This is a genomic window from Novosphingobium sp. 63-713, assembly GCF_001898925.1.
Classification (GTDB): domain Bacteria; phylum Pseudomonadota; class Alphaproteobacteria; order Sphingomonadales; family Sphingomonadaceae; genus Novosphingobium.
The window spans coordinates 1-23,400 of the sequence record NZ_MKVS01000001.1 but is presented as its reverse complement, the minus strand read 5'-3'; the positions used below and the strand labels follow the sequence as shown (position 1 = coordinate 23,400).

Sequence of the window (23,400 nt, the reverse complement as noted above, 5' to 3'; positions counted from 1 at the left end):
CCCAATGCGCCGAAATCTCCGGCACCCAAGGATTATATCCCAAAATACCCCAGATAAAACCATGCTCTGGATAATGTGCCCAGCAGGCGACAGGCACAATCTGCCCGGGCTCGCGGTCCGGCGCATAAAGCCGCTCGAACCCGGCATAGGCATCGGCCTGCAGGAAACCCGCGAATGTCTTGAGGTGCTCGCGCGGCCGCTCACCCTTGCGATCATGGCTGTAGCGGAACAGTGCTGCCGGTCTATCCGATGTGTCCCATCGTCGGTTGTCGCGCAGATAGACCCACAGCCTGCCGGTGGCCGTCTTGCCGGTCCCCGGCGCCAGCACCGGAACGGGCGTATCATCGGCATGAAGTTTGACACTGGCCATGACGTGATCGGCAATCCTGTCGACCAGCGGTTGCAGCAGCCAGCTTGCCTGCCCCAGCCAGTCGGCCATCGTCGAGCGGCTGATCTCCACGCCTTCGCGGGCGTAAATCTGCGACTGACGATACAAAGGGAGGTGGTCGGCGAACTTGGAGACGATGACGTGGGCGAGCAGGCCAGGCCCAGCGCGACCACGCGGCACGGGAAGCCCTGGGGCCGGTGCCTGGCTGATGGCATCACAGCGATTGCAGGATAGCTTGGGGCGCACATGCCGGGTAACGCGGAAGCGACCGGGGACATATTCCAGCACCTCGGTCACGTCCTCGCCGAGTTTGCCCATCGTGCCGCCACAGGCCGAGCAGCCGTCAATATCTGGCGCGGGGTGCATGATCTCATCACGGGGAAGATGGTCGGGCAGTGGCGCGCGGCGCGGCTTGCGTGGGGCGGCCGTTGCGGGCGCATCATTGGGCACGCGGCCTTCGACGAGGCACTCGGCATGGGCATGCTCGGCCTCAAGGTCTTCCAGCGTCAGTTCAAGCTGATCGGCCTCTGCCGCAAGGCGCTCGGAGGATTGGCCGAACTTCATGCGCCGCAGGCGGGCCAGCTGAACCTTGAACTTCTCAATCTGCAGCGCCGTCAGCTTTATCGAATTCTGGGCCGCTTCCAGCCTCTCGCGGGTCTCGTCATGGGCGGTCCGCTCGGCGGCCAGCGCCTGTTCCGAAGCCACCGCACGCGCCAGCATGGCAGCCGCAAAAGCGCGCAATTCTGCTGGATCAACAGGCAGTTCGAGATCGTCGGGAGACACGCTCCCCGCTAGCAGAATCTGCCCTTCCACCCAAGCGAAAAGCCCGGAATTGCGCCAATTATCGCTTCAGAGTTGGGCCGGTGTGCGTGGTGGTTCGGGTGCCACCGTGCGCCGCCAATCCATCGCCTCGATTAGCAAGGCGAACTGGGCCGGGGTCAGCACAACGCCGCCTTCGATCAAGGGCGGCCACACGAAACGGCTGCGTTCCAAACGCTTTGCGAACAGGCAAAGCCCGCTGCCATCCCAGTGCAATGCCTTCAGGTAATTGCCGCTCTTGCTGCGAAACAGGAAGACATGGCCGCCATAGGGCTCGACCGCGAACAAGGGGCGCACCAGCGCGGCAAGCCCGTCAAAGCCGAGCCGCATGCTGACCGGCTTGCTCGCCAGATAGACCTTAGTGCCCGGCGCCAGCGAGATCATGCTACATCCCGCAAGGCGCGCAGCACCCGAGCCAGTGCTTTCTCGTTGACGTAGCTATCCACCGATAGGCGAATGCCGCTGGGCAGATCGACGTCAATCGCGCCCGGCCGGGCACCGGGATGCGGGCGGGTCAGTTCTTCAACGGCTGCGTGCTGGATCGGCGCTGGCGGTGGTGCCATCGACGTAGGGGCAAGCGCTTGGCCTGACGGTTCGGCAACCGAGCCATAGGCGATGAACTGCAGCGGTTCGCTCGAAAGCTTCTCCGCCTCCCGGCGCATCCGCCGCCAGCCATGGATCAGCCCTGGCGACATACCCAGTCGCTTGGCCACGCCCACGATCGTGGCCTTGGGCTCGTCGCACATCGCCAGAACCGCTGCGCGCTCCTCATCCGAATACCGGCGCCGACGTTCCACACCGGTGATAATCTCAACCCTGTCCAACGCACTCTCCTTACGCAGTGCGAATGGACACTGCGTAAGGCCGCCTCATCGCGATGGCCCATCAACCTGGCAACACGACTGAGGCCGGACGCTTACCTTCTACAAGGCGGCGGGCCACGATTTCCTTCAGCGCAACCGGCTCCTCAATCACCAGATCGCCTGCCCACGCCAACAAATGAATGGCCAGTTCCAACAGGCCCCCAGAGTGGAAGCGCACCAGTAATTCATCGCCGTCCTCTTCCAATTGCTGGCGTGGATGGAAGCGCCAAGCTCTTGCGCGTTCGACGGCATCGGGCCGAACACGCATCATAATGTCGTGACCGCTCTCGCGCCAGATACCGAAACTATCGGCCAACCAAGCATCGAGATCCCATTCGTCCGGCGGGCAACCATCGCCTCGTCCACCGCATGGGCCACAATCGCCTCCATCCGAATGCTCACCCGCAGAACCGCAAGGTATTGCTATACTTGGTGATCTTTCGAGTCAGGCACTCAAATAATATCAATTACGTAGCCTTCACCTCGCACTGTGCGGATTAGGTTTGATGCACCAGCAGTCGATAATGCTTCACGCAAGCGTGAAATCTGTTTCTGAACAGCCATCTTTTTTTGCGACGATCCAGAAGCATAAAGAAGGTATTGCAGCTCGGAAAAAGTGACCAAGCGATTAGCATTGCCAATAAGATATCGAGCAAGGCGAAACTCGGCCAACCCTAGCCTTACGTCGACTCCATCAAAGTATATTTTATACCGCAAAGAATCTATAGATATTTTTTCTATATTAGTTATATAACTGTATCCTATATTTATTCCACAACCTAACAACTTTTCAAAATGCTTAAGCATTAAATCCCGACTTGGCACACAGGGTATATTATCAGGGGCACTTGCTTCTGCCCTCCCTACAACGGTCAAATGACCATTCCGGCCGATTGGGTGGTCGCGTATAATACTATTGATATTTTCAACATCACCCTGCACCGCAGAATTCCAAATGATCCAGATTTTACCGAACATCTTGGAAAAACATGCTGCATCTGCACAATTGCAAATACGTAACTCATAATCTTGAAACCAGATTGTATCCCGACCGAATACCGTCGAATTCGTGAACACATCCAATATTTTTTCCGACACAGCAGCACCTGTAGAAAATGGATGGTATGCAGAGCTCAAATTAATTCGGACGAGCGTGAAACCTCGGCAACTCCCCGCCTCCCATCGATTCTATCCAATTGGACAACGACATCTATTACTGTCGAAGAATATTCCAAGGTTTCCGAACGACTCAAGCCGATCCCTGCCTGCATCGCCATCAAGGCAATCTGGTCCAGCGCGCCCCGGGGGCTGTTAGCATGGACAGTTGAAAACGACCCAGGATGACCGGTGTTGACAGCACGCAAGAAACTTATTGTCTCGGTCCCTCGCAATTCGCCAAGCACAATCCTATCCGGGCGCAATCGCAAAGCAGCTTGCAGCAACTCATTTGCTGTCACACGCGCCTCACCCAGTTCACCTTTTACGGCTATCAGGCCAACACTGTTGCTACCGGGAAACTGCAACTCCGGGGTGTCCTCGACCAACACAACACGCTCTTGCCTTGGAATCTCGCGCATCATGGCGTTGAGAAACGTCGTCTTCCCCGTTGACGTCCCGCCAGAAATGAGAATTGTTTGCCGGTGCGCAATGGCATGGCGAAGAAACGCAATAGGGTGAGAAACTGGTTCAGGCGCAACCACTGGCTTTTTGAGCTTTACCGCGCCTCGATCATAGTCATCGAGGGTAAGATCCAGCAACCGATGGCGACGAATAGCTAGAGCCCAGTGTGCGCGGGTAGCCGGTGGTCCGCAAAGCTGGATACGTGCACCATCGGGCAGAGTTGCAGAAAGCAATGGGTGCTCCCGGTTAATAGCCTGGTGGCTAACACGGGCAACCTGCTCGGCAAGTCGCTGAAGGAGGTTTGCATCAACTTCCGGAAGCGAATACTGCTGCATGCCCCCGTTCTCGGAATCTTCAACCCACACCTCGCCTGGACGATTGACCATAATCTCGGTCACTGAGTCACGATCAAGCCAAGGACGGAATGGCCGCAAATAGGCATCCAAATAGACACTTTGCGGTGGAATCGCAGGATCGATCATGGCAAAGGTGCCTTAGAAAAATCCAGATCACGCGCAGTGAATACTCGGATGGGCAAGCCTTGTCTGACCTTTACCGTAGGAGCGATCTGCCCTGTCTGTCCGATTGCGGCTGCCGCGGCCGACTGACCGCCGCCAAGCACGATGGTAGATGAATTGTTGCCAATGATATTACCCAAATTGCCCACGACAGAGAGGAGCATCGCCGAACCAAATCGCTCGAAGAAATGGGAATTCACTCGACCGGCCAAACCTGTTTCGCCCGAAAAGGTGACCGCGGGAGAATTCAAGGCGACAGAAATGCCGTCTGGGCGGATCAGCCTTGTCCATATAACATAGGCACGTTTTTGACCGGCCTGCAATCCGCTCTTATATTCACCGACCAAGCGCGAGGACCTCGGCACCAGTACCGCTTTTCCGTCAAACGAGCGGATATCGGCGCTCACTACAGCGCGCACATAACCCGGCAAATCGGTATTGATTGCTGTTTCCAGTACGGCCGGAATCATCGTGCCTTGCGCAATGGTTGTTGTCGGGTTGAAGCTGGCAGTCGCAGTTGCCGGCCCTCCCCCCACGCCTCCTATCCGGCGGGTAAAGTCGTCCCCCCCCGTCGGTGCGGCAGGCCCTAATGCCACTTGGCCGCCAGCAACAGGACCACCAATCGATGATGGCGCTGTTGCATCATAAACGACGGTGGGTGATGCGTAATGGTTAGCAGGTGCCGGGCTACCTTGTACTACAGGATTTGGTGCGGGTGGTGGCGCGGGTGGTGGCACATCGGTGATAGCTTGCGGCGGCACTGTCGGTGGGGTTATCGGCGCGGGCGTTGGTAATGCCGCAGGTGCGGGGCTGGTCACAGGCGCGGCCACTGTCGCTGGCTGCGCCTGTCGGGCTCCGCTCATCGCCCATAGTGTTATTCCACCCAATAATGCGACACCAAGCACCCCCACGGCCACACCTACAGCATCAGAGGCTGGCTTTCTGCCAACAACCTCGGGCAAGACAGACCGTGTTGCCAGATCGACCTCGACTCGCTGCCCGCGCGGATCCTGATCATTCTGATCGCTTCCCGCCGTCTTTTCCCGAAAGGACACGGACATGGTTACATACCTTCCTTGCCAGCCTGCCCATGGGGCAAGCTGCCGGCATCTTTCAGGGGTTCTGGCAACACGGGCGAACTGGGCAAGTTGTTACGCGTCAGAACCGCTTTATCCCGACCTAGGCGGAGAATGATCTCTGAGGGAACCGTGTCCATCACGATCTCTCCATTCTGGACCGCGTAATTGACCAAACCTTCGGCACCTTTGCTGTCGCGCGTCAAAATTGCGGGGATGGGGCGGGTCGGCGCCCATGCCAGATAGGTGCTGCCCGCCAGATCATACAGGCGCACCGGGAAAAGCGCGGAACTGCCTTTTTGCGTCCAGCCAAAATTGGGCTTGGCAATCTCGGGAACAGCCTTCAATGTAAGCGCCTGAACCTCCGCTTCGCTCATCATCGACGGCTCTGCCTTAGGCAATTTGGGCTCTGGGTAAATGAAGCGCAACATATAGACCGGCGTAGCGCCCGTGCCTGCAACCAAATCGAACAAGTAAGTCCGCTGATCGGTAACCACTGTCATATTGGTGCGCGCCCGCAAATCCAATGGTTTCACAAAAAGCAGATTGGCGCGTTTGCTGGGCGTTACCTGCCAACTGTTGGCATCGCCCACGGCAACATTCTCGATACGCTCATCCTCATCGAACACAATGCTGGCTTGGACATTGGCGCGGCCATCCATGCGGATGATACGATGAGGGTCATAATGGCGAAACTGTAGGCGCGGATCGGTGGGGCGGTCGCCCTTTGGCACGGGCAGACGGTTGTGCGAGGCCGGAACGGGTTCTGGCGCAACTGCCTGTGGCGCAGGAGCGGGAGGCACAGCCGGAACCGCATTGTTGGGCGCACCATTCGACGAGGGGGCTGCTGGCAGATTATTAGCACCATCGGCGCGGGTTGCTGCATCTTGCGCCCCAAGCACCAAGGTGGGGGCCACCAAAGCGGCAAGCACGATACCGGATGAAACAAAGAACGGGGGCTTCATCGCATAATCTCCGAAGACGGGGAGGTTGGCGAGCGAAAAGCGCTACCGACACCCCTTGTGCGCTCGCCCGCGTTGGGCGTGCTGCGAACAGGCTCTGCTGCATTAGTGCTGTTTTGAATAACCAGCCTGCGCTCGGGCATCGACGCTGGCTCACTGGCACCAGATTCCATCATGACAGGTATCGCAGCGATTGCCGCCATACGACTAGATGCATGCCCAGCATTGGTATTTGCGTAGGCGGATTGCGGCGCATTCTGCGCTATCAAAGCGGGCATTGTGGCCGAAGCAGCATCGGATTGACGATTAAGCCCTTGGCCCACACGTCTAGCCATACCAAATACCTGCCAACCCGATACCATAGCGCCGGTTACTTTCATCGCCAGGCTCATCAAGGCGGCGTGAACGGAGGCAATCAGGAACAGACCCAAAGCCACTCTGCCATCAATGCCTTGGGCGGGTGTCAGGCGGGCAATCAAAGGTAGGGTTAGCTGAAGGGTAATAGCCCCCCCCACCACGACGAACAGCGGCACGAGAGCCATCATCACCAAGCCGCGCACCCAGCCAACAAACAGACCACGCGTGCCATTGAATAGCGCCAACACAATAAAGGCAGGCCCGATAGCCAACAAAACGGCCAAAGCGATGCGCGCGGTCAACAAAACGCCAACTGTACCCAGCAATAAGATCATGTCGGACAGCCACAATAGGTTACGCGGCGAAAATGTGCTGGCCTGCGCTGCTACGGCCTGCTGCGCCGCGCCTTCGGCGGCCTGGCTTTGTCCTGCCCCTTGCTGCCCTTGCGATGCTGCGTCCGCAATCGCCCCCATCACCAGATCGATCCTGTCACCAAACACTTGCGTGGCAGAGCCCTTGGCGCCCAGCAAAACACCAGCCAATTCGTCCGGCGCACCAGTGGCGAGATTCCATACAACGCTCTGATAAGCGGCCCAACTGGTGGCGAAAGTCAGCACCAACCCCAAAGTCAGCATGCGCGGGGTCAGTGATGAAAGGCTGATGGAACTGCGCCCGGTCAGCAGGCCAATGGCGAATATAACAATATACAGCGTAAGCAGAATGGTAAGAGCGGGCAGCAAAGCCCCTTGACCGCCAAACAATCGTGCAAATGTGCTGGCGGCGGTCTCGTTGGCCATGCAATCTACCGCGCGCAAGGCCACGCTCACACCTTGCGAGGCATTGTCCACCAAGGCATCGCAGGCGCTCATGGCGCGGGCACCGGCCAAGGCTGGTTGGTAAGCGCCGGATACCAGGCGGAAGGTTCATCGCCCAATTCGGCGCGCAAATTGTCAAGTTTGCGCACGCTGGATTCACGGCCCGACAAAACCGTAATCGCTTCAGGGATCCCCGACATATCAAGGCGCACGACTACCGAGGCATTAGGCTGGCGGATCAGGAAACAGCGGCTGTGGGCAGGCAAACTGCGGATCAGATCCAATTCATGCTCGGTCAGACCAAAGCCTTCGCAATAATCTTCGGCTCTTGCGCGGGCGTTGGGCATAAACATCATGGTTGCGGTTTGCTCAACTAGCGCGGTGCTGATCTTGCTATCCAGCGCGTCTCTCGCGCTCTGTGTCGCGAAACCCACTAGCGCATTACGCTTGCGCAAGGTTTTGAGCCAGTCGCGGATGCGCGCGGCAAACACCTCATCATCGAGCGCCTTCCAGCCCTCGTCAATCAAAATCATCGTCGGCTTGCCATCCAGACGCTCTTCGATCCGGTGGAACAGATACATCATTACCGGCGTTCGCAAACGTGGCGATTCCAGCAGAGCGGTCATATCAAAGCCCAGCGTGCGGGCTTCCATGTCTAATCTGTCAACACTGTTGTCGAACAGCCATGCATGTTCCCCCGCGCCATGGGGGCCATGTGCGATCCACGCATCCAACCTGCTGGCAAGATCGCCCGGTTGCGGACGGCGGGTTCCAGCCAGCAATTCGCGGAAATGGGAAAGACGTCGCAAGGTTGGATCATTAGCATAGGCCGCATCCACGGCTGCTGAAATTGTCGCTAGCTCCTCCGGTCCGTTCACGTCCAGCAACACGCCCAGCCAATCGCGCAGGAAAGCACGATTTTCGGGCGTGTCCGACAAGGCTAGTGGGTTGAAACCGGAAGGTTCGCCAGCAGAAATCCGGCTATAGCGGCCACCAATCGCACGAACAAAAATCTCGGCACCGCGATCCTTGTCGAACAGGATGGTCCGCGGATTGAATTTTTGAGCTTGCGCCGCAAGGAAATTCAGCACGACAGTTTTGCCCGAGCCGGAAGGCCCGATAATGGTGAAATTGCCCAGATCGCCGTGGTGAAAATTGAAAAAGAAAGGTGTGGCGCTGGTGGTTTGCAGCAAGCTGACCGCCTCGCCCCAATGATTACCCTGTGCCTGCCCCATGGAAAAGCCATGCAAGGAAGCAAAACAGGCCATATTGGCGCTGGAGATCAGCGAACGACGAACGAGATAGGCTTCGTTGCCCGGAAACTGACCCCAAAAGGCCGGTTCAAGATTAACGTCCTCCATCACAGCGATGGCCCCCACATCGGTCAAGGCCGCTGCACAAGTTGCCGTCGCATCATCCAGCGCGGCCAGTGTATCCGTCCGCACCAGAATGCTCAGATGATGATCGCCAAAACCAACCGCGCCCAGACCCAGCCCATCGCGCGCGCGCTGCATTTCCGCGCGCTCGGCCATGGCCTCTTCATCAGCCGATCGCAGGCGGCGGATTGCCAGATCAATGCGTTCGCGCGCCACCTGTCGGTCTGACGGCGCGTAACTCTCGCTCAACACCATTTCCAAAGGGAGGCGCAACAAGGCGTCCATCATACCCGGCGATGTGCCGTCGGGGTAGTCCTTCAGGCTCACCATGGCGGAAAATGCAGCCGAGCCAGCACCGCGTGTTTCGATCGCATCCATGCCGAAACTCAGCCGCCGATAAGGTATCATGCCGCCTATATCCGTATCTGGTGACGGACGACGGACCGGACGCATCTCGCCATTATAGAGAGCGGAGAGCAGTTCCAAGACTTCGTTACAGGTGCCGGTGCGCCCCTTGTAATCCCCCAAAAGCCGGGCGCCATAGGGCGCTAAAGTGGCGATCATCCCGTTGGCAGCACTCCGCAATGCGCGTACATCAGATAGATTGGCCTCAGGCTCTGGCTTGCCAAGACCACGCAATCCACGCGAAATGCGTTCCGCCCAGCCCGCTTTGCCGCGCGCCGGCCTGCGCAGCAAAGTGATAAATTGGTCGTTGACAAACATCGACCCACCAGCCTGCTTCTCGCCCCAGCGGGCGTCCAGATGGGCCGCAAAAGGATCATCTGAGCGCTGACCAAGCCGCACCTGTACTTTGCGCCGGATAACATGATGATACAGTACCAACCTTGCATCCAGCGCGCTGCGCAAAAGGAGCTCGCGGGTTGCGGCATGAGCGTTTAGCTCCTCACTATCGGCCGTTTCGAAGCAAAAGCCAGGAACCAACAATGATAGCATTACCGAACCATCGCGCAACAAAACGACATTGTCGTCCAGCATACGATAGTAAGGCAAGCGTTCACCTGCGGCGCTTTCCTTACGCAACCAACGGGCCGCGCCCGCCATAGGGGCACCAGGAAGTTTGGCCATTATCGACATTCCTTCAAGGCCAATAGCTATTGCAGCCCCAACGCTTCCAATTAGGAATACGGGCGCAGCGGCTGACTTTTGTCAGCCAAAGGTCGAACACACGCGGTTCACGCAAGCAAGCAAGATAACCCACCCCATGCACCAACAAGGCCGCACCCAATGAGAGAAAACTCTTGGTAATCAAGAAAATTTCCGTGGTAACGGCGGCATTAATGATAAAAAAGCTGTAAGTGACGCCCGCAAACATCTGCGGGCGGGTCAGTGCCCTATGCACAGGATGGCGGATCAGACTCATAAATGTCTATCCGCCTGCCGCGGCAGACTGAATGCCGGAAACGATGGCGCTAGCCCCAAAAAGGATAAAGCAGCCAATGATCACAGTCGCACCAAAGCGCCAATTCATGCGCCCAGTCAGCATCATGAAGCCCACCGCTGCCACCGCCATTACGGCAACCGCCGTGGCGACATTGCCCAGCAGTGTGCCCTGCAACCAGCCCAAGGCCGCCACAATCGGGCCAGAACCGCGCGGATCGGCAGCCTGCGCCAAGGCGGTTTGCGGCATAGCCACCACCAGTGCCAAGGCCAGTTTACGGACATAAGACATAATTTACCTCCCGAGCGTAACGGTCAAACGTCCGAGAATGGACGCAACATATTCTTGTGTTTCCCTGATCCGCGGAACGCCACCTGCATCCTGCACACGCTTAGGTCCTGCATTATAAGCAGCAAGCGCCTTGACAAGATCGCCATTGAACGCATTGAGTTGTAACCGCAAATAACGCGCACCGCCTTCGAGGTTGGAAATCGGATCATTCGCATCAACGCCCATTTGCCGCGCCGTAGCAGGCATCAATTGGGTCAAACCCCTGGCCCCGACTGGTGAAATGGCATTGGTGCGCCAACGACTCTCCTGCCAAACCAACGCCTCCAGCAAAGCTGGGTCCAAATTGTAGCGGGCAGCTATTGCGGACAAATACCCTTTCCACGTTTCGGGAGCCAACCTGCTGCTGCCATAGTCGACGGTTTCGGCCTGATGATCGGCTGAACTGGGCTTTGCTTCGGGTTGACGCGCATAAGCGGGCGCTCCCACCACCCAACGCGAAGCCCCCCCATCTACTTGCAACACATCCGCCCATGCGGACTGGGGCGCAAACAAGGCCCAAATCAGCAGCAGATGGATGGATAGGGGCAAGTGTGACGGAATCATGATATCTCCTGTTCAACCCTTGCCTCTGCAAAATGACAAGCGCGTGACAAAGTGCCGGTGCCATACGCGCCAAAGCCACTACATAGCGGTCTGATCTGCCACAAGCATCTGTCGTCCCCAAAAAATGTGACAACTTATATGACAAAAAAGGACGCGCAGGCCAAACCTACGCGTCCCATGCCTTGTAACCAATCAAGGAGAGGATCGGCTGATCCTTCCGCGTTAAAAAGCGATGTTTGCGCCCAATGAGAAGCTGGTACCCAGCTTATAGGTGTTGATGTCAATCCGCTTGGAGCCATCATTCTGGTATTCTTGGTGGGCCGTACCAAGAATATTGCGGGCTTCAAACTTGAGCTTGACCGGCAAACGAGCGATCCGAACTTCCTCGCGCGCAACAAAGTCTAGCTTCACGCCAGGACGTTCCATAATATCCACCTGCCCCAACGGACCGCGATTGGTCACACGATCGCTGGCATAGGTGAGCATCAGAGTCTGCTGCGAAAGCTTATCAGAGCTCTCCACGCCCAGTTGCAGGTTGACCAGATGATCAGACTGACCGGTCATCCGGGCACCGTTGCGGAAATAGGCGGTCGCCTGCGCCACTTCGCCATTCACGCCGAACGGAAGAATGATCGTTTCAGCAGCACCCACTTGAATTTTTGACTTCGAATAGGTGTAATTGGCCGAAACAACCAGCTTGCGCGCAGAAAATGCCTGCCCCAAGCTTTCCAGCGAGATGTTGCGCACGGCATCCAGTTCAACGCCATACAATTGAGCCTTGGGTGCATTGGCAAAGCTTGCCACCAAAGAACCCGAAGGAATGAAGGCAAAGGTTTCAATAGGATTGTCAATACGCTTGTAGAAACCGGCCGCCGACATACGCTGCCCACGAGGCATGTAATATTCCAGGCGTGTTTCAGCGTTATAGAGCACACTGTCTTTCAGGAAGGGATTGCCGAAAAATTGACGATCCGAATCCGTATCCTGATAGACCTGACGGGCCAATTCACGGAATTGCGGACGCGCAACGGTCTTGGAGCCGGCCACACGCCATTGAACCTTGTCCGTCACATTCCAAGTCACCGTTAGCGCCGGCAACCAGTAGGATTTGTTGATACGGGTGGGCGTCAAGAACGTCAGGTCAGTGGAGTTGAACAAGTTCAACGGCTGAACGTACTGCTCGCCCTTTTCAAAGCGCACACCGCCATTGATGCGCACGGTGTCCAAAGCCTGCACCTCAGCCTGTGCATAGGCGCCATGCACGCGAAGGCCAGCTTCGAACGCGGCGGCACCGGCCTGACCCGAAGTTTCTGTCAGGAAGATATTATTGGTTTGAATGCTGTAATCCGACAGCAAATAGTCCGGCCGCATCTGGGCTGCAGCGGAGTTGAGCGACCCGTCAGGCAAAAAGCGGAAATCACGACGGCTGGAATTACGCTTCGTGTCGCTATAGGCATAACCGGCAGACAAGGATAGCGGGGTAGCCGAAGGGACCTTCCACGCCAGATCGATCGCCCCAGAATAAACCTTCTCCGAAAGATCGCTGAAGGAAATACGCGCACTTTGGTTCACCGACCGCAGGTCATTAATGTAATCGCCGACAGTCTTGTCATAAGCATAACTAAAGCTGCGTTCATACGGCGCCTTACGTGACGAGCTTGCAGCTGAGCCACGCAGGTCCAGACTGACATCACCAAAACGCAATTCAGCCACAGCTTGCGAATTGATCAGCTGCTTTTCATACCAAGCTGTTTCCTGCTTCATCACAGAGTTTTCCGCGCTATCGGACAGGGCATCGTAGCCCTTGGCCAGCTTGGAAAGCTTCAGTGTATCGCGGATAATCAGGTTGGTGATACGAACCTTGTGGCGGCCAAATTCCGCGCCAACCCCCAACATGCCATTCAGCACGATCTGGTTGTCGCTACGAACTGCGGTATAGGACACATCAGGGTTCAGTTTGGCGCCGCCAGAGAATTGCTGGGTCGCCTCGCGCGTATGCCAGCTATTGGAATAGCTCATGGTGGCGATAACGCCGAGGCGGGTTTCGCCCACGTCAAATACGGTCCCCCAGTTGATGTCACCCGCCATGTTGACCGGCAAGCTGCTGTTGCGCTGCACAACCGAGGTGGCCGAATTATTGAGCCCCATACCCAGAGCCTGCAATTGGGCGGACGAGAAATTGGCACCTGGGGTGATCAAGCTCCCGCTGGTCAAGGCCGATTGCAAAAGCTTAGGCACATCGCGCGCGCCCCAATTAGCGCCGGTCCAATCCCACTTGCTGCCATAATGGGTATAGCCCACCTTACCCGTGGTAAAAGTATCGCCCGAAGTTGAAAAGCCCACTTCGAAATACGGCTTTTCCGGAATCGCCTTGGTGGTGAGATTAATCACGCCACCGCCAAACTCGCCCGGGTAATTGGGCGAAAAGCTCTTCTGAACCACTACGCTCGCCACCACATTGGTGGGGAACATGTCTAACGGAACCACACGCTTGAGCGGTTCTGGCGAGGGAAGAGGGGAGCCGTTGAGCAAAGCCATTGAGTAGCGGTCACCAAGACCACGTACATAAACAAAGCCGCCGCCCACCACACTGAGGCCGGTTACGCGGGTCAGGGCTCCAGCCACATCGCCATCACCAGCGCGGGCAATATCGGCCGTGGAAAGCACAGCCACAACCTGCGGCGTGGCACGAGCAGGGTTGGAAACAGACCGCCCGCGCACCACAATTTCCGGTGCGAGGCTGGCGCCCGACATCGACACTTCGACCTTTTCCTCGGTCGGCGCTTCGGCGGGTTGGGCTGGTTGCGCATTTTGCGCAAGAGCGGGAGAGGACAAGGCGGTGGAGAGCAGCAAGAGCCCTCCAAGCGGGAGGCGGTGAGCCATGGTTTTTCCTTATACTATCAGGCGCGCAAAAGGGCAGCAGGCTCAAAAGCCCGCTGCCCCATCGTCATGGCGGTGGTTAGGCGGGCAGGCTGGTGCAAGCGCTACCCGAACCGAAGCTCGCAAAGGAAGAGTCGCAAGTCCAACCACGATACCAAGTATCCGACGAATTGCGCACCGCGCCAATATAGGCAGTCGATGTGAAATAGCTGCTGATGCTGGTCAACAGGCTGTAGGCCGCAACGGCGGTTTCATTGGCACCATTCACAAACACCGAAGCCAAGGTCGAGGTACCACCAGCGGTGTTGTTCGTGCCTGCGTTAAACAAGGTCTGAATTTCGGTTGCGGTCACGTCGGTGTCGTTCACGAAAGACGTGGCGCAGGACATGTGAACCGAGTGGAACACAGGAGCGCCAGCCTCGTCCAACGTGGTGTCGGCAGCCTGAACCGTAGCCGCACCGTCAACGTCAAGGCAGTTGGTCTTGCCGGTGATCACGCCGTTAAAGAAGCTGTAGTCAGCACCGCCATGCAACGTCACAGCAGGAACGGTGTTGCCATTGCCCACCAGCGTGAAGTTGGCCAGGCGCACATTCTGACGCGGCGTATAGTTCACGTTGGAGTTGGCAGAGTCGATTTCCAGCAGGCGATCACCCGTCGAACGCTGGACCGCAATCAGATACTGAACGAAGCCCTTGTAACCAACGTCTGTATCAAAGCTGTCATCTTCCGCACCCGTGATAACAAGATTCTTCATGTTGGTGCGGCCACCGAAGACTTCGATGCCGTCATCCGAGCTGTTATGCACCTGAATGTGGCTCAATGTCGTACCGGAACCGGTGCCGCCCAGCGTCAAGCCCTGCAGTTCGCTACCAGCAGCCAGTTCAAAACCGGAATAACGAATCTGCACATATTGCATGGTACCGCTATTGTCGGCTGCGGTAGCGCCTCCAAAGCGCACATCCGATGTGCCTTCAAGGATACGCTCGCACGACGCGAAGCCGCCCGCCGATTCACCTGTCAAACAGTCGCTGATAGGCGCGCGACCCAAAAGAACCACACCGCCCCACTGACCACTGCTGGTGTCCGTAGCAGTTCCGAGTACGTTGGCACGCGAGGTGAAGATGATCGGCGAACTGGCTGTGCCAACCGCATTGATACGGTTGCCGCGATTAACCACGAGATAGTCAAGACCATTAGAACCAAAGACCACGACACCCGGATCGATTGTCAGCGTCACATTGTTCCCGGTGCTCGAACCACCTTTGTCAGTACCAACATTCACGCGACCGGAAAGCGAATAAATCACGCCCGTCATTTTGGCCAAAGCCAGATCGCTATCAATTGTGCTCGGTAACTGGCACACACGATAGGAACCATTCGAATTACTGATGGTCCCAGCATCAGTCAGGCGCGTAGGGCAGCTTGCAGCAGCCGTGACTGTGCCCGAAGTGGCGGTAGCTGTTGCCGTAGCAGTCGCCGTGGCGGTCCCGCCGACCAAAGTGCCCTCACCAGGCGAAGCGATGTCATTGGCGCCACAGCCAGCGAGCGCCAGCAAAGCAAAACAGCTGATCGTATAATAAGGAACGGACTTCATAGTGATTCCCCCTGAGGCCGTGGAGTCGGTTGCTCAATTCTGGGATCCGCCCTAGCTACGTTGGTTGACACTTTTTTGACAGATCGTCCCAGCACGCTGATCGGTGCCACAAGTCCGTAAGCGCCGACGGAATGCGGTGTTGACGCGGCCTAATTGGCCTTTCGTGTACGCGGCGCCCATTTCTTTGCCAGTGCGGCAAAGCTGGCGTGGATCATATCGATGTTGGGCTGGGCATTGGGATCATGGTCGTCGCCTAGGGCATCAAGAGCCTCTTCGTGATACTCATGGGCCGGATCTGCGAGCGCTTCGAGTTTCTCGGCGTAACCCCAAGGCCCGCCTGAATCCTCTGGTGGCTGCATGACGGTGGCGTCGAGCAGGCGTGGATAGCCGATATTGGGATCGGCAGGGGCGATGCCTTGGATTTTGACGCTGTGCTCCCACGCATCGCCAAAGTCATAGAGGTAACGGAAGGTCTTGCCCCACATGCCCTCAAGTGCCTGAGCCAAGGTCGTTTTGCGGGCATCAAGTGGGCCATCAAAGCCATAGGACGGATCAGGGGTACCGAAGCCCGTGTGGCCGAAGGTCACCCCATTTCAGCGAGAGGATTTCACCGCGACGGCACCCGGTCAGCAGCAGCAGCGTGATCGCCGCCGCCTGCGAGCGCAGGCTCTGATCGGAATGGTCGCGCATATCCGCCAGCTCAGCGCCCAAACGGGCCATCTCTGCCACGGACAAATGTCTCGTGCGCATCACCTTGCGATTGCAGCGCACAGCATAACAGGGGTTGGTGTTCTCAACGCGATAGCCCCAAGCCTCCGCCTTGTTGAGCGTGGCGCGCAGGATGTCCATGCAGCGGTTGGCCGCGCCCGGCCCGGCATTGTCAGTCAGGGCTGCAAACCATTTGGCAACGTCTGCCTTGGTCAGGCTGTCGACATAGATGTCCTTGAACGCCCCATCGATATGGCAACGGCGGTAATCGGTGGCGGTGGTGCGCGTCGACTGTTTCCAAGTCGGCGCGCATTTTTGCCAATATTCCTTCAGGAAATCATCCACGCGCGGCGCGCTGCGGATGCGCTCGCGGATCGTGGCAGGATCATGACCGACACGGGCATGAGCGATGACGCGCCGCGCCACTATCGTTGCCTGATGTCGAGTGAGCACGGTGGGGATGTCTGCCGATCACCGGGTTCCTGTGCACGGTCCAGTTGCCAACAGGCGCTGAGATCACGGCAGTTCAGTCCAAGGACAACCGGTCGCCGAGCCGCTGAATGAGATCCATCCGCTCGTGCAGGATGGCGACAATCAGTGGTGAATCATTGTCACGGAGAAGGCAGAAAACATAGTGATGCTCAATGCGGGCCATCCGTAAGCCGGGGTGCATATCGCTCATATCTCGATGGGAACCCAAGCCCTGGGCGAGACCCGCGATGCCTTGCTCGAGCTTGGCCATATAGGCGCGGACTTGCGCCTCGCCCCATTGCTGGCGCGCGTAACGGATGATCGACCGGACATCAGCCTCGGCCGCCGCAGTCAGAACATAGGCGTGGCTCAAGAGGCTTGGCCCGCGCCCAATTCCTCGTCAACGATGGCACTGATGCTCCGCGCCGAGTTCTGTCCAGCCAAGCCCTGCTCGATGCGTTCGCCCAGCAGCACCTGCAATTCGCGCCAAGCCTGATCGCCGCTGGCATCAGCGGGGAACAGGCGTTCGAGCGCATATTGCTTGATCGTCTTACCTTGAAGGGCGGCCAGTGCCTTCAGGCTTTGGTGCTGCTGGCTGGTAATGTCGATGGTCAGGCGGCTCATGTCGACCTCTTGGTGATTACAACAAACCATCATTACCGCAAATGTGGGTTTGTGGCCAGAGCCCGAAATCTGCTGCCCCAAAAAGCGTGTATCCCGCCAGCAGCGCTACCACAGCGAGCTTCACCACATTCGGGGGCGCAACCCCGCCTGCTTGAACGCCGACATAGATAAGCGAGGTCATAACTGCCGAACGCGAAAAATTTGCATCTCGGTTGCGGTAATCTGGTGCCCCTCGCAAAACAGTTGTGCAAAGTCCAAGCAGAGATTATCTTACTTTTGTCTTACCAGTGGAGCAGGCGATGAGCATTCAGGAACGGGTGACGACCACGGTGTCGACCAAAGGACAGGTTATTCTGCCCAAGGCGATCCGTGACCAACGGCATTGGCCTGCCGGGACCAGACTGATTGTCGAGGAGAGGCCCGAAGGCGTGCTCCTGAAGTCCATGCCGGCCTTTGCTGCCACCGATATGGACGCCGTGTTCGGATCTCTGCGGCCGAACGGACCATCCTTGTCGATCGAGGATATGAACACAGTGATTGACGTGGAAGCCAAGCGCCGTGCGCGCGATTGATACCAACATCGTCGTCAGACTGCTGACCGCCGATGATGCCGAGCAGGCTGAGGCGGCTCGCCGTGTCGTTGAAGCCGGAGACATCTTTCTAGGGGTGACCGTGCTGCTCGAGGCGGAATGGGTGCTACGCGCCGGATACAAATTCCAGCCTCAGCAGATTGTCGCGGCATTTCGAGGTATGGCGGGGCTGCCCGGCGTAACAGTCGAAGCGCCCGTGCAACTGGCGACAGCGCTCGATTGGCTGGAAGGTGGGATGGATTTCGCTGATGCGCTGTATTTGGCGCGTTCCAGCCATTGCCGCGACTTGGTGACCTTCGACCAGAAGTTTGCCAAGCGGGCCAAAGCGCTGGCGACCATTCCGGTGACCATTCCCTAACAGGAACCAACAGGTGCGCGGCATGGGGTGGGCTTGTCCCACCCCTACGTCCGCGTGCCTCCTGCCATCGGAAAAACAGAAGGAGGACGCCGCGGATGCGGCGCCCTCCCCCGAATTACTGGCGAAACGTCAGGCAGCGATGCGCTGGTGACGCTGGGCGAAGGCGTGGTGGGGCAGGTTCGCCTCACGCACGCGGCTCAAGAGGTTGGACTGGAGTCCCGAGCCTTCGCAGATGATGGCGTGGACCGGCTTGAGGTTCATCAGTTGCTCGTTGCGGACGAAGCCTGCGCGCTTGCCCAGTGCCCGGTTGAGGGTGAAGCGGACGGTCTTGACGCCGCGCGCGGCGGCCCAGGCGTGGGCGATCTGATCGCAGCCCTTGTGCTGGGCGGTGGTGGCCAGGACCATGTGGGGCACGCGGGCGTGGGTTTCGTCGAGCGCCTGCCACAGGAGTTCGTGGTCATGCCAGTCGGTGCCGCCGGAGAAGATGACCACCGCGCCAGTGGGAGCGTGGTCTTCGCGGCGCTTGGCTGCGCGGGCGGCGAGGAAGTCGCGGGCGTCGATCTGGCTGGCGGTCAGGCCGGAGGACACGCGGGTGCCTTTCACGGTCGAGAATGGACGCCCCGTTTCGACGCGGTAGATCTCGCCGGCATAGTCACGCATGGCTTCCATCGCCTCGCGGCAGTCCATCAGCGTCTGGGCAATGCGCTGCGTCTCTTCCAGTTCGACGGCGTAGATTTCCGAAGGGTCAAAGGCGCGGGCCATGTCGCCGAGCTTCTTGGTGGCTTCGTCTTCGCGCTTCTCGATGCGCTGGGAGGTGACGTGGAAGCTGTTGACGATGCCCCAGACGATGTCCCGCCCGAATTCCTCCATGCGGGTGCCTCGGAAGAGGTCAAAGACGGTGCCGATCACCATTTCCATCGCGCCGCGCGCGGCCTGCGGATCGGGCATGTCGGTGGCTTCGGGTTCGTCGTGGACCGAGAGTTGCGCCATGCTGCCCTGCTCGGTGAAGGCGGTGTCAAAGCCGGGGACTTCGATCTGCTCACGGTAGAGGGCAGAGAGGGCTTCAATGTTGGCGAATGCTTGCGTCATGGTGACCTCCAGAAGGTTTCTTGCCAAAAGGCTTATTTCGTCATCCTCGTGATGACGGGAGGCAAAGGGGGCGAGCTGGACCAGCTTGTCAGGGACGTTGGCCGGGAAGCCGGGAGCGCCGGAGCATTGCGCCAAAAAGTGGGAACCGGTTTTTGGCATCAGCGATGCGAACACAAAGCGCGCACGGACCCCGGTTGACGCCGCGCAAGCGGGGCGTGGGGGAGCCGATTTTGTGGTGGGCTGGCCCGCCGCAAAATTGGGGGGGACCTAAGCATCCTTGCACAAGCGCCCGGCCAGCTTGCCATGATAGGACTACGAGAGAGAGATTGTTGGTTTCAAGGGTACGCTACGGTGCCCCAAGCGCCCCGCGCCAGTCGATCGTCACCCGAATGGCCGAGACCCGCATGGGGCTCGGTGGAGCCCGGAGCCCGTCAGGGTTTTGGGCGGAATAGAGCGCGGTGACCGCCTCGGCGGGCAGGTGCTCCAATCTCATGATCCTGCTGATCAGAAAGAAAGCGATTGAAAAATTCTGCCAGCAAGCCTATCTCATCGTCACTACTCCCCCGGCAGCTTCGGTTGCCGGGCGCACGGCGGGCGTAAGCCCGCCGTTGCTCTTTTCGGGACAGCCCTTTGGACACACACGTCTACATCGACGGCTTCAACCTTTATTATGGCTTGTTGAAGGGTACAGCGTTCAAGTGGCTTGATCTGGAGCGTTTCTGTGACCAGTTGCTCCCGAAAAATACTGTGAAGAAGATATATTATTTCACGGCCAAAGTCGATGCCCGCCCCCAAGATCCCGATCAACCAGTGCGCCAGCAGGCCTATCTCAATGCCTTGGCGACCCTTCCTCGTGTTGAAGTTCATTTAGGAACCTTCATGAGCTCCGTTGTAAGCCAAGTGGTGGTTGCAACGGATCCAGCCACTGGGAGGTATATGAAAGCTGGCGGACAGCCGGTTTTGAAGACTGATCCAGTAACGGGGGCGCTGGACAAGGCCTGGGTCCACAAGACCGAAGAAAAAGGCTCGGATGTCAATCTTGCCGCTTATCTTTTGCGCGATGCTTACCGCTCGGCCTGTCAATGCGCCGTGATCATTTCCAATGATTCCGACCTGTTGACGCCCATTCGTATGGCCAAAGCTGACTGCGGATTGACCATTGGCCTCGCTCCACCTCGCCCGAAAGGGAGCGTTGAGCTCAAGCGACTTGCCGACTTTAAGGTCGAACCGCGAACACACTTGTTGGCCTCATCGCAATTCTTAGATCCAGTCGCCACGAACAGCGGCTCGGTTCACAAGCCGGTCGCTTGGTAATCGGCAAAGTGGAATTTGTCTCTTAGCGGTCCGCTGGCAGCGCCGATTGGCGCTACCAGTTCGCCACTCAATGCACCGCCACCACATCGATGAGCAGCCCATCGAGGCTATCGATGCCGCGCTCGCTGGCGATCAGGCTCCAGGCGGCGACCAGTTCCTCGAAATATTCGGCGTCGACCAGCGTCTCGGCGCTGGCTTCGCCAAGCTGGCTCTGTTCCCAGGAAAGGGCGTGGGCGGCGTCGGTCGAAGAGGCGATGGCGTTGCCCAAGTGGGCGGCGATCTCGTAATCGCTCAAGGTCACGGCTTGGGCGCGGATACGGGCGACCATAGCGGGGTTGGTGACGGTGATGCCGCAGGGGACGCAGGCGAATTCATCGAAGGCCGAGGTGTAAAACATGGGCTTGCTCCCGAAAGAGAAAGGGCGGCCTCTTGAGGCCGCCCGTCTGGGTCAGATGAACTCGATTTCGTCAGCGACGATCTCGGTGTTGTAGTAGGTCCGCCCGTCCTTCTCGTTCTTGGTGTAGCGGATCTCGCCGGTGACGATCAGCTTGTCGCCCTTCTTCTTGTGGTTGGCGATCGACTTGCCGAGGCCGTTGAAGGCCTTGACGGTGTGGAACTGGTCGTAGGTTTCTGCGTAGCCATCCTCGCCCTTCTGGACCTGGCCGTCCTTGATGACCGGCCTGCTGGTGACGAGGGTGAAGCTGACGCCGCCCTTGCTGTCGGTGCCGAAGCGGCTGATGTCGGAGGTAATGCGGCCGGACAGGAAAACCTTGTTCATGGGATGTCTCCAGATCTTACCGGCGAGCCTTTCCCGCCGGGATGAACTGAAGCGCAGCCCGCGATTGAGGGGCCGCCGCACCGGAGCGCAGCGTAGGGGAACCTCCATTTTTCGAGTGGTGCGGGCCTGAGCGCAGCGAAGAACTCGGTCGACAAATGGAGGTTGCGGCGGTCCCGCGCGGGCGTAGTGTTCATCCCTTCTCTGGCGGGATGGCTTGCCGGTCAGATTGTCCGGAGATGTGTGGCCAAGGTTGTGCTTGGCTGTCGGCTGCTCTGAAATCAGGTGCCTTGCTTGGCGCTGCCAAGGGCCTGCTGGCCCGCACTCGTTCCTATGCCGCCGTTTCGTGGTCGCCAGGCAAGAGGTCCGGAGCATGGCTTGGCTATGACCCGCAGCTTTCCGGCAGCGGCGTGGTCCGCGGCTAGCGATCGCCCGCCACCGCACGGGGGCGACTGATTGTCACCGGCGATGCTGCGCCCATTCGACGAGGGAGCGGGCGCGCCACAACAGCCGGGTCGGCTGATCGCTGAGAGTTCAGGCCTGAGCGGCGGCCTGCTGGTGGAGCGGGTTTTCGGGATCAAGACATTGCAGCGCATGATCGATATGCATGGCCGCCAGCAGGTCCCCGGCTTGCGTGAGCCGTCCCTTCACCTCGACCAAGGTTGTCTTGATTGCCTGATACTCGGTGGGTTTAAGCGGGTTTGAGACCCCAGTCATTTGTTCAGTTCCACTCTTTGTTGCCCCACGGCAGGGAGCATGAAATTGCCAACGATCGCATTGCGAAACGTCAATCCGAGGTAAGTTTTGTAGAGAATACTCCGTGGTGAAATACTCATCAACCGTGGCCTTTCCGGGGCATGGAAATTCGGGAGACATTGGCGATCAATCTGCGCAGGCTTAGGCATGCCGCTGGCTTGTCGCAGGAAGAGCTTGCGCATCGCGCTGACATTGACCGCACCTACATCAGTTCCATCGAGCGCCAGCAATATGCCGCCAGCATCGAGGTCGTTGATCGCTTGGCCAAGGGACTGGGCATCGAAGCATCGGAATTGCTGCAACCGCCACCAACACCGGACGATAAACAGCAGACCTTCCCCTCGAAGACTCCGGCCAGCATTGAACGAAAAAAGGCGACCCGTCGCGAGACGGGCCGCCCATAGTGCAAGCATTCTGGAGGTTGGCGTCAGGCCGCCTTGGCAAGACCCGGCTCGAGATCGCCGAAGGGCGATGCCTCGCGGCGATCATCCTCACCAGCGCCGAAGCCATCGTTGGCCGCCCCCATTGCGGCGGTATCGGCGAAACCAGCCTCTGCCCGACGACGCGGACGCGACCAGGCGATGTTGAGCGCGCCATCGGCCTGCGCGAAAAGCGCGATCGACAGCGGGGCTTCAAAGCTGGGATCATCGATCTGGCCCTGAAGGAAGGTGCCGCCACCGTTGGTCGCAGTCTTCTCCCACAGGCCACCAACAGGGATGAACTGGCCATTTTTGGCGCGGACCATCACGTCATACTTGGGGGCGGCGGCATTGCTGGAATTGACCGGGCGCAGGCCCACCACGAGGTCGAGCGTGGCGGTCTGGATCTTGCCCATGTAAACGCCAGCGCCGTTGAGCTTGAGTTCACCGATATTCATGGCCGTATTCTCCTCTGGCCCGACACCCTCTTGCGTCCTGGGTGCCGAAGGTTGGTTCATGTCTTTGGCCCCTTGGCCCCAGACACCCATCCTCATTCCCCTCAGCTCTCCCCCGCCCGGTGGCCGCCCCGCAGCCCCGCTGCCGGAGCCGAGCAAGGCCAGCGCCCCGCACAACGCCAAGGCGCCGCAGATGGTGTGGACGGCGCTCCAAGAGGGAATTGAGTCGCGCTACGCGACACCTCACGGTGTGATTGTCAAAGATCCACCAAAGCGGAGC

Annotated in this window: 27 protein-coding genes and 1 pseudogene; 4 read left to right on the top strand and 24 right to left on the bottom strand. The window is 58.5% G+C overall.

Features of this window, described 5'->3' with window-relative positions; genetic code table 11:
- From BGP00_RS00140 to BGP00_RS00050, 19 genes and pseudogenes are all read right to left on the bottom strand, one after another.
- On the bottom strand, positions 1-1,171 hold a 1,171-nt coding region (locus BGP00_RS00140; RefSeq protein ID WP_292925671.1), incomplete at its 3' end, for an IS66 family transposase.
- Positions 1,172-1,237: 66 nt separating this feature from the next.
- On the bottom strand, positions 1,238-1,591 hold the full coding sequence (gene tnpB, locus BGP00_RS00135) for an IS66 family insertion sequence element accessory protein TnpB (protein ID WP_054132008.1): 354 nt from the start codon (positions 1,589-1,591) through the stop codon (positions 1,238-1,240).
- A complete protein-coding gene (locus tag BGP00_RS00130; RefSeq protein ID WP_292687625.1) occupies positions 1,588-2,031 on the bottom strand; it encodes a transposase in 444 nt (147 codons plus the stop codon). The genes tnpB and BGP00_RS00130 overlap by 4 nt, the downstream gene beginning before the upstream one ends.
- Positions 2,032-2,092: 61 nt before the next feature.
- A pseudogene (locus BGP00_RS00125) lies at positions 2,093-2,404 on the bottom strand (WYL domain-containing protein); the annotation flags it as partial.
- Between the two features lie 119 nt (positions 2,405-2,523).
- Entirely contained in the window at positions 2,524-3,048 is a 525-nt protein-coding gene (locus BGP00_RS00120; RefSeq protein ID WP_292687627.1) for a helix-turn-helix domain-containing protein, read from the bottom strand.
- A gap of 155 nt (positions 3,049-3,203) precedes the next feature.
- Positions 3,204-4,172: a P-type DNA transfer ATPase VirB11 gene (gene virB11 / locus BGP00_RS00115; protein ID WP_292687629.1), complete on the bottom strand. Its 969-nt coding sequence runs from the start codon at positions 4,170-4,172 to the stop codon at positions 3,204-3,206.
- Positions 4,169-5,071, bottom strand: coding sequence for a TrbI/VirB10 family protein (locus BGP00_RS00110; RefSeq protein WP_366522358.1), 903 nt, complete (start codon positions 5,069-5,071; stop codon positions 4,169-4,171). The genes virB11 and BGP00_RS00110 overlap by 4 nt, the downstream gene beginning before the upstream one ends.
- 200 nt (positions 5,072-5,271) lie before the next feature.
- Positions 5,272-6,249: a TrbG/VirB9 family P-type conjugative transfer protein gene (locus BGP00_RS00105; protein WP_292687633.1), complete on the bottom strand. Its 978-nt coding sequence runs from the start codon at positions 6,247-6,249 to the stop codon at positions 5,272-5,274.
- Complete coding sequence (locus tag BGP00_RS00100) at positions 6,246-7,472, bottom strand: type IV secretion system protein (protein ID WP_292687635.1); 1,227 nt, start codon at positions 7,470-7,472, stop codon at positions 6,246-6,248. Before BGP00_RS00100 ends, BGP00_RS00105 begins: the two co-directional genes overlap by 4 nt.
- Positions 7,469-9,880 carry a VirB4 family type IV secretion/conjugal transfer ATPase gene (locus BGP00_RS00095; protein ID WP_292687637.1) on the bottom strand — a complete coding sequence of 804 codons (2,412 nt, stop codon included), beginning with the start codon at positions 9,878-9,880 and terminating at the stop codon, positions 7,469-7,471. Before BGP00_RS00095 ends, BGP00_RS00100 begins: the two co-directional genes overlap by 4 nt.
- Positions 9,881-9,893: 13 nt before the next feature.
- The gene (locus BGP00_RS00090) at positions 9,894-10,175 is read right to left on the bottom strand and encodes a VirB3 family type IV secretion system protein (RefSeq protein ID WP_292687639.1); all 282 of its coding nucleotides are present in this window, start codon (positions 10,173-10,175) and stop codon (positions 9,894-9,896) included.
- 6 nt (positions 10,176-10,181) lie between these two features.
- On the bottom strand, positions 10,182-10,484 hold the full coding sequence (locus tag BGP00_RS00085; RefSeq protein ID WP_292687641.1) for a TrbC/VirB2 family protein: 303 nt from the start codon (positions 10,482-10,484) through the stop codon (positions 10,182-10,184).
- Between the two features lie 3 nt (positions 10,485-10,487).
- Positions 10,488-11,087: a lytic transglycosylase domain-containing protein gene (locus tag BGP00_RS00080; protein WP_292687643.1), complete on the bottom strand. Its 600-nt coding sequence runs from the start codon at positions 11,085-11,087 to the stop codon at positions 10,488-10,490.
- Positions 11,088-11,309: 222 nt separating this feature from the next.
- Complete coding sequence (locus BGP00_RS00075) at positions 11,310-13,940, bottom strand: TonB-dependent receptor (protein WP_366522357.1); 2,631 nt, start codon at positions 13,938-13,940, stop codon at positions 11,310-11,312.
- A 106-nt stretch (positions 13,941-14,046) separates the two neighbouring features.
- Positions 14,047-15,561: a hypothetical protein gene (locus BGP00_RS00070; RefSeq protein WP_292687646.1), complete on the bottom strand. Its 1,515-nt coding sequence runs from the start codon at positions 15,559-15,561 to the stop codon at positions 14,047-14,049.
- Positions 15,562-15,710: 149 nt separating this feature from the next.
- Positions 15,711-16,148, bottom strand: a complete 438-nt coding sequence (locus tag BGP00_RS00065; protein WP_292687648.1) for a plasmid pRiA4b ORF-3 family protein — start codon at positions 16,146-16,148, stop codon at positions 15,711-15,713.
- A complete protein-coding gene (locus tag BGP00_RS00060) occupies positions 16,114-16,695 on the bottom strand; it encodes a hypothetical protein (protein ID WP_292687650.1) in 582 nt (193 codons plus the stop codon). Before BGP00_RS00060 ends, BGP00_RS00065 begins: the two co-directional genes overlap by 35 nt.
- Before the next feature lie 100 nt (positions 16,696-16,795).
- Positions 16,796-17,113 (bottom strand): type II toxin-antitoxin system RelE/ParE family toxin, encoded by a 318-nt coding sequence (locus tag BGP00_RS00055; protein WP_292687652.1) that lies wholly within the window; start codon positions 17,111-17,113, stop codon positions 16,796-16,798.
- Positions 17,110-17,364 (bottom strand): antitoxin, encoded by a 255-nt coding sequence (locus BGP00_RS00050; protein WP_292687654.1) that lies wholly within the window; start codon positions 17,362-17,364, stop codon positions 17,110-17,112. Before BGP00_RS00050 ends, BGP00_RS00055 begins: the two co-directional genes overlap by 4 nt.
- A 299-nt stretch (positions 17,365-17,663) precedes the next feature.
- Between BGP00_RS00050 and BGP00_RS00045 the strand changes: the two genes are divergently transcribed.
- Together BGP00_RS00045 and BGP00_RS00040 are read left to right on the top strand one after the other, a co-directional pair.
- Positions 17,664-17,936, top strand: coding sequence for an AbrB family transcriptional regulator (locus tag BGP00_RS00045; RefSeq protein ID WP_292687656.1), 273 nt, complete (start codon positions 17,664-17,666; stop codon positions 17,934-17,936).
- The gene (locus tag BGP00_RS00040) at positions 17,923-18,312 is read left to right on the top strand and encodes a type II toxin-antitoxin system VapC family toxin (protein WP_292687658.1); all 390 of its coding nucleotides are present in this window, start codon (positions 17,923-17,925) and stop codon (positions 18,310-18,312) included. Before BGP00_RS00045 ends, BGP00_RS00040 begins: the two co-directional genes overlap by 14 nt.
- Positions 18,313-18,441: 129 nt before the next feature.
- Here the strand turns inward: BGP00_RS00040 and BGP00_RS00035 are convergent, their stop codons facing one another.
- Positions 18,442-19,401, bottom strand: coding sequence for a DUF2493 domain-containing protein (locus tag BGP00_RS00035; protein ID WP_292687672.1), 960 nt, complete (start codon positions 19,399-19,401; stop codon positions 18,442-18,444).
- Positions 19,402-20,031: 630 nt separating this feature from the next.
- Between BGP00_RS00035 and BGP00_RS00030 the strand changes: the two genes are divergently transcribed.
- Positions 20,032-20,715, top strand: coding sequence for an NYN domain-containing protein (locus BGP00_RS00030; RefSeq protein ID WP_292687660.1), 684 nt, complete (start codon positions 20,032-20,034; stop codon positions 20,713-20,715).
- Positions 20,716-20,782: 67 nt separating this feature from the next.
- Here BGP00_RS00030 and BGP00_RS00025 read toward each other — a convergent pair whose 3' ends face one another.
- The 3 genes from BGP00_RS00025 to BGP00_RS00015 all read right to left on the bottom strand — a co-directional run bounded on the left by BGP00_RS00025 (position 20,783) and on the right by BGP00_RS00015 (position 22,207).
- The gene (locus BGP00_RS00025; RefSeq protein WP_292687662.1) at positions 20,783-21,112 is read right to left on the bottom strand and encodes a hypothetical protein; all 330 of its coding nucleotides are present in this window, start codon (positions 21,110-21,112) and stop codon (positions 20,783-20,785) included.
- A 51-nt stretch (positions 21,113-21,163) separates the two neighbouring features.
- Complete coding sequence (locus BGP00_RS00020) at positions 21,164-21,493, bottom strand: single-stranded DNA-binding protein (RefSeq protein ID WP_292687664.1); 330 nt, start codon at positions 21,491-21,493, stop codon at positions 21,164-21,166.
- 531 nt (positions 21,494-22,024) lie between these two features.
- On the bottom strand, positions 22,025-22,207 hold the full coding sequence (locus BGP00_RS00015; RefSeq protein ID WP_292687666.1) for a hypothetical protein: 183 nt from the start codon (positions 22,205-22,207) through the stop codon (positions 22,025-22,027).
- Positions 22,208-22,365: 158 nt separating this feature from the next.
- Here BGP00_RS00015 and BGP00_RS00010 point away from each other — a divergent pair, with 158 nt between their 5' ends.
- Positions 22,366-22,650, top strand: coding sequence for a helix-turn-helix transcriptional regulator (locus tag BGP00_RS00010; protein WP_292687668.1), 285 nt, complete (start codon positions 22,366-22,368; stop codon positions 22,648-22,650).
- Positions 22,651-22,673: 23 nt separating this feature from the next.
- Here BGP00_RS00010 and BGP00_RS00005 read toward each other — a convergent pair whose 3' ends face one another.
- Positions 22,674-23,123 carry a DUF736 domain-containing protein gene (locus BGP00_RS00005; RefSeq protein WP_292687670.1) on the bottom strand — a complete coding sequence of 150 codons (450 nt, stop codon included), beginning with the start codon at positions 23,121-23,123 and terminating at the stop codon, positions 22,674-22,676.
- Between the last annotated feature and the right edge of the window lie 277 nt (positions 23,124-23,400).

Coding starts and splice junctions, on each gene's coding strand:
- tnpB (WP_054132008.1), bottom strand. CDS start 1,591: ATGATCTCGCTGGCGCCGGGCACTAAGGTCTATCTGGCGAGCAAGCCG.
- BGP00_RS00120 (WP_292687627.1), bottom strand. CDS start 3,048: ATGTTCGGTAAAATCTGGATCATTTGGAATTCTGCGGTGCAGGGTGAT.
- virB11 (WP_292687629.1), bottom strand. CDS start 4,172: ATGATCGATCCTGCGATTCCACCGCAAAGTGTCTATTTGGATGCCTAT.
- BGP00_RS00110 (WP_366522358.1), bottom strand. CDS start 5,071: ATGAGCGGAGCCCGACAGGCGCAGCCAGCGACAGTGGCCGCGCCTGTG.
- BGP00_RS00105 (WP_292687633.1), bottom strand. CDS start 6,249: ATGAAGCCCCCGTTCTTTGTTTCATCCGGTATCGTGCTTGCCGCTTTG.
- BGP00_RS00100 (WP_292687635.1), bottom strand. CDS start 7,472: ATGAGCGCCTGCGATGCCTTGGTGGACAATGCCTCGCAAGGTGTGAGC.
- BGP00_RS00095 (WP_292687637.1), bottom strand. CDS start 9,880: ATGGCCAAACTTCCTGGTGCCCCTATGGCGGGCGCGGCCCGTTGGTTG.
- BGP00_RS00090 (WP_292687639.1), bottom strand. CDS start 10,175: ATGAGTCTGATCCGCCATCCTGTGCATAGGGCACTGACCCGCCCGCAG.
- BGP00_RS00085 (WP_292687641.1), bottom strand. CDS start 10,484: ATGTCTTATGTCCGTAAACTGGCCTTGGCACTGGTGGTGGCTATGCCG.
- BGP00_RS00080 (WP_292687643.1), bottom strand. CDS start 11,087: ATGATTCCGTCACACTTGCCCCTATCCATCCATCTGCTGCTGATTTGG.
- BGP00_RS00070 (WP_292687646.1), bottom strand. CDS start 15,561: ATGAAGTCCGTTCCTTATTATACGATCAGCTGTTTTGCTTTGCTGGCG.
- BGP00_RS00050 (WP_292687654.1), bottom strand. CDS start 17,364: ATGAGCCGCCTGACCATCGACATTACCAGCCAGCAGCACCAAAGCCTG.
- BGP00_RS00045 (WP_292687656.1), top strand. CDS start 17,664: ATGAGCATTCAGGAACGGGTGACGACCACGGTGTCGACCAAAGGACAG.
- BGP00_RS00035 (WP_292687672.1), bottom strand. CDS start 19,401: ATGACGCAAGCATTCGCCAACATTGAAGCCCTCTCTGCCCTCTACCGT.
- BGP00_RS00025 (WP_292687662.1), bottom strand. CDS start 21,112: ATGTTTTACACCTCGGCCTTCGATGAATTCGCCTGCGTCCCCTGCGGC.
- BGP00_RS00020 (WP_292687664.1), bottom strand. CDS start 21,493: ATGAACAAGGTTTTCCTGTCCGGCCGCATTACCTCCGACATCAGCCGC.
- BGP00_RS00015 (WP_292687666.1), bottom strand. CDS start 22,207: ATGACTGGGGTCTCAAACCCGCTTAAACCCACCGAGTATCAGGCAATC.
- BGP00_RS00005 (WP_292687670.1), bottom strand. CDS start 23,123: ATGAATATCGGTGAACTCAAGCTCAACGGCGCTGGCGTTTACATGGGC.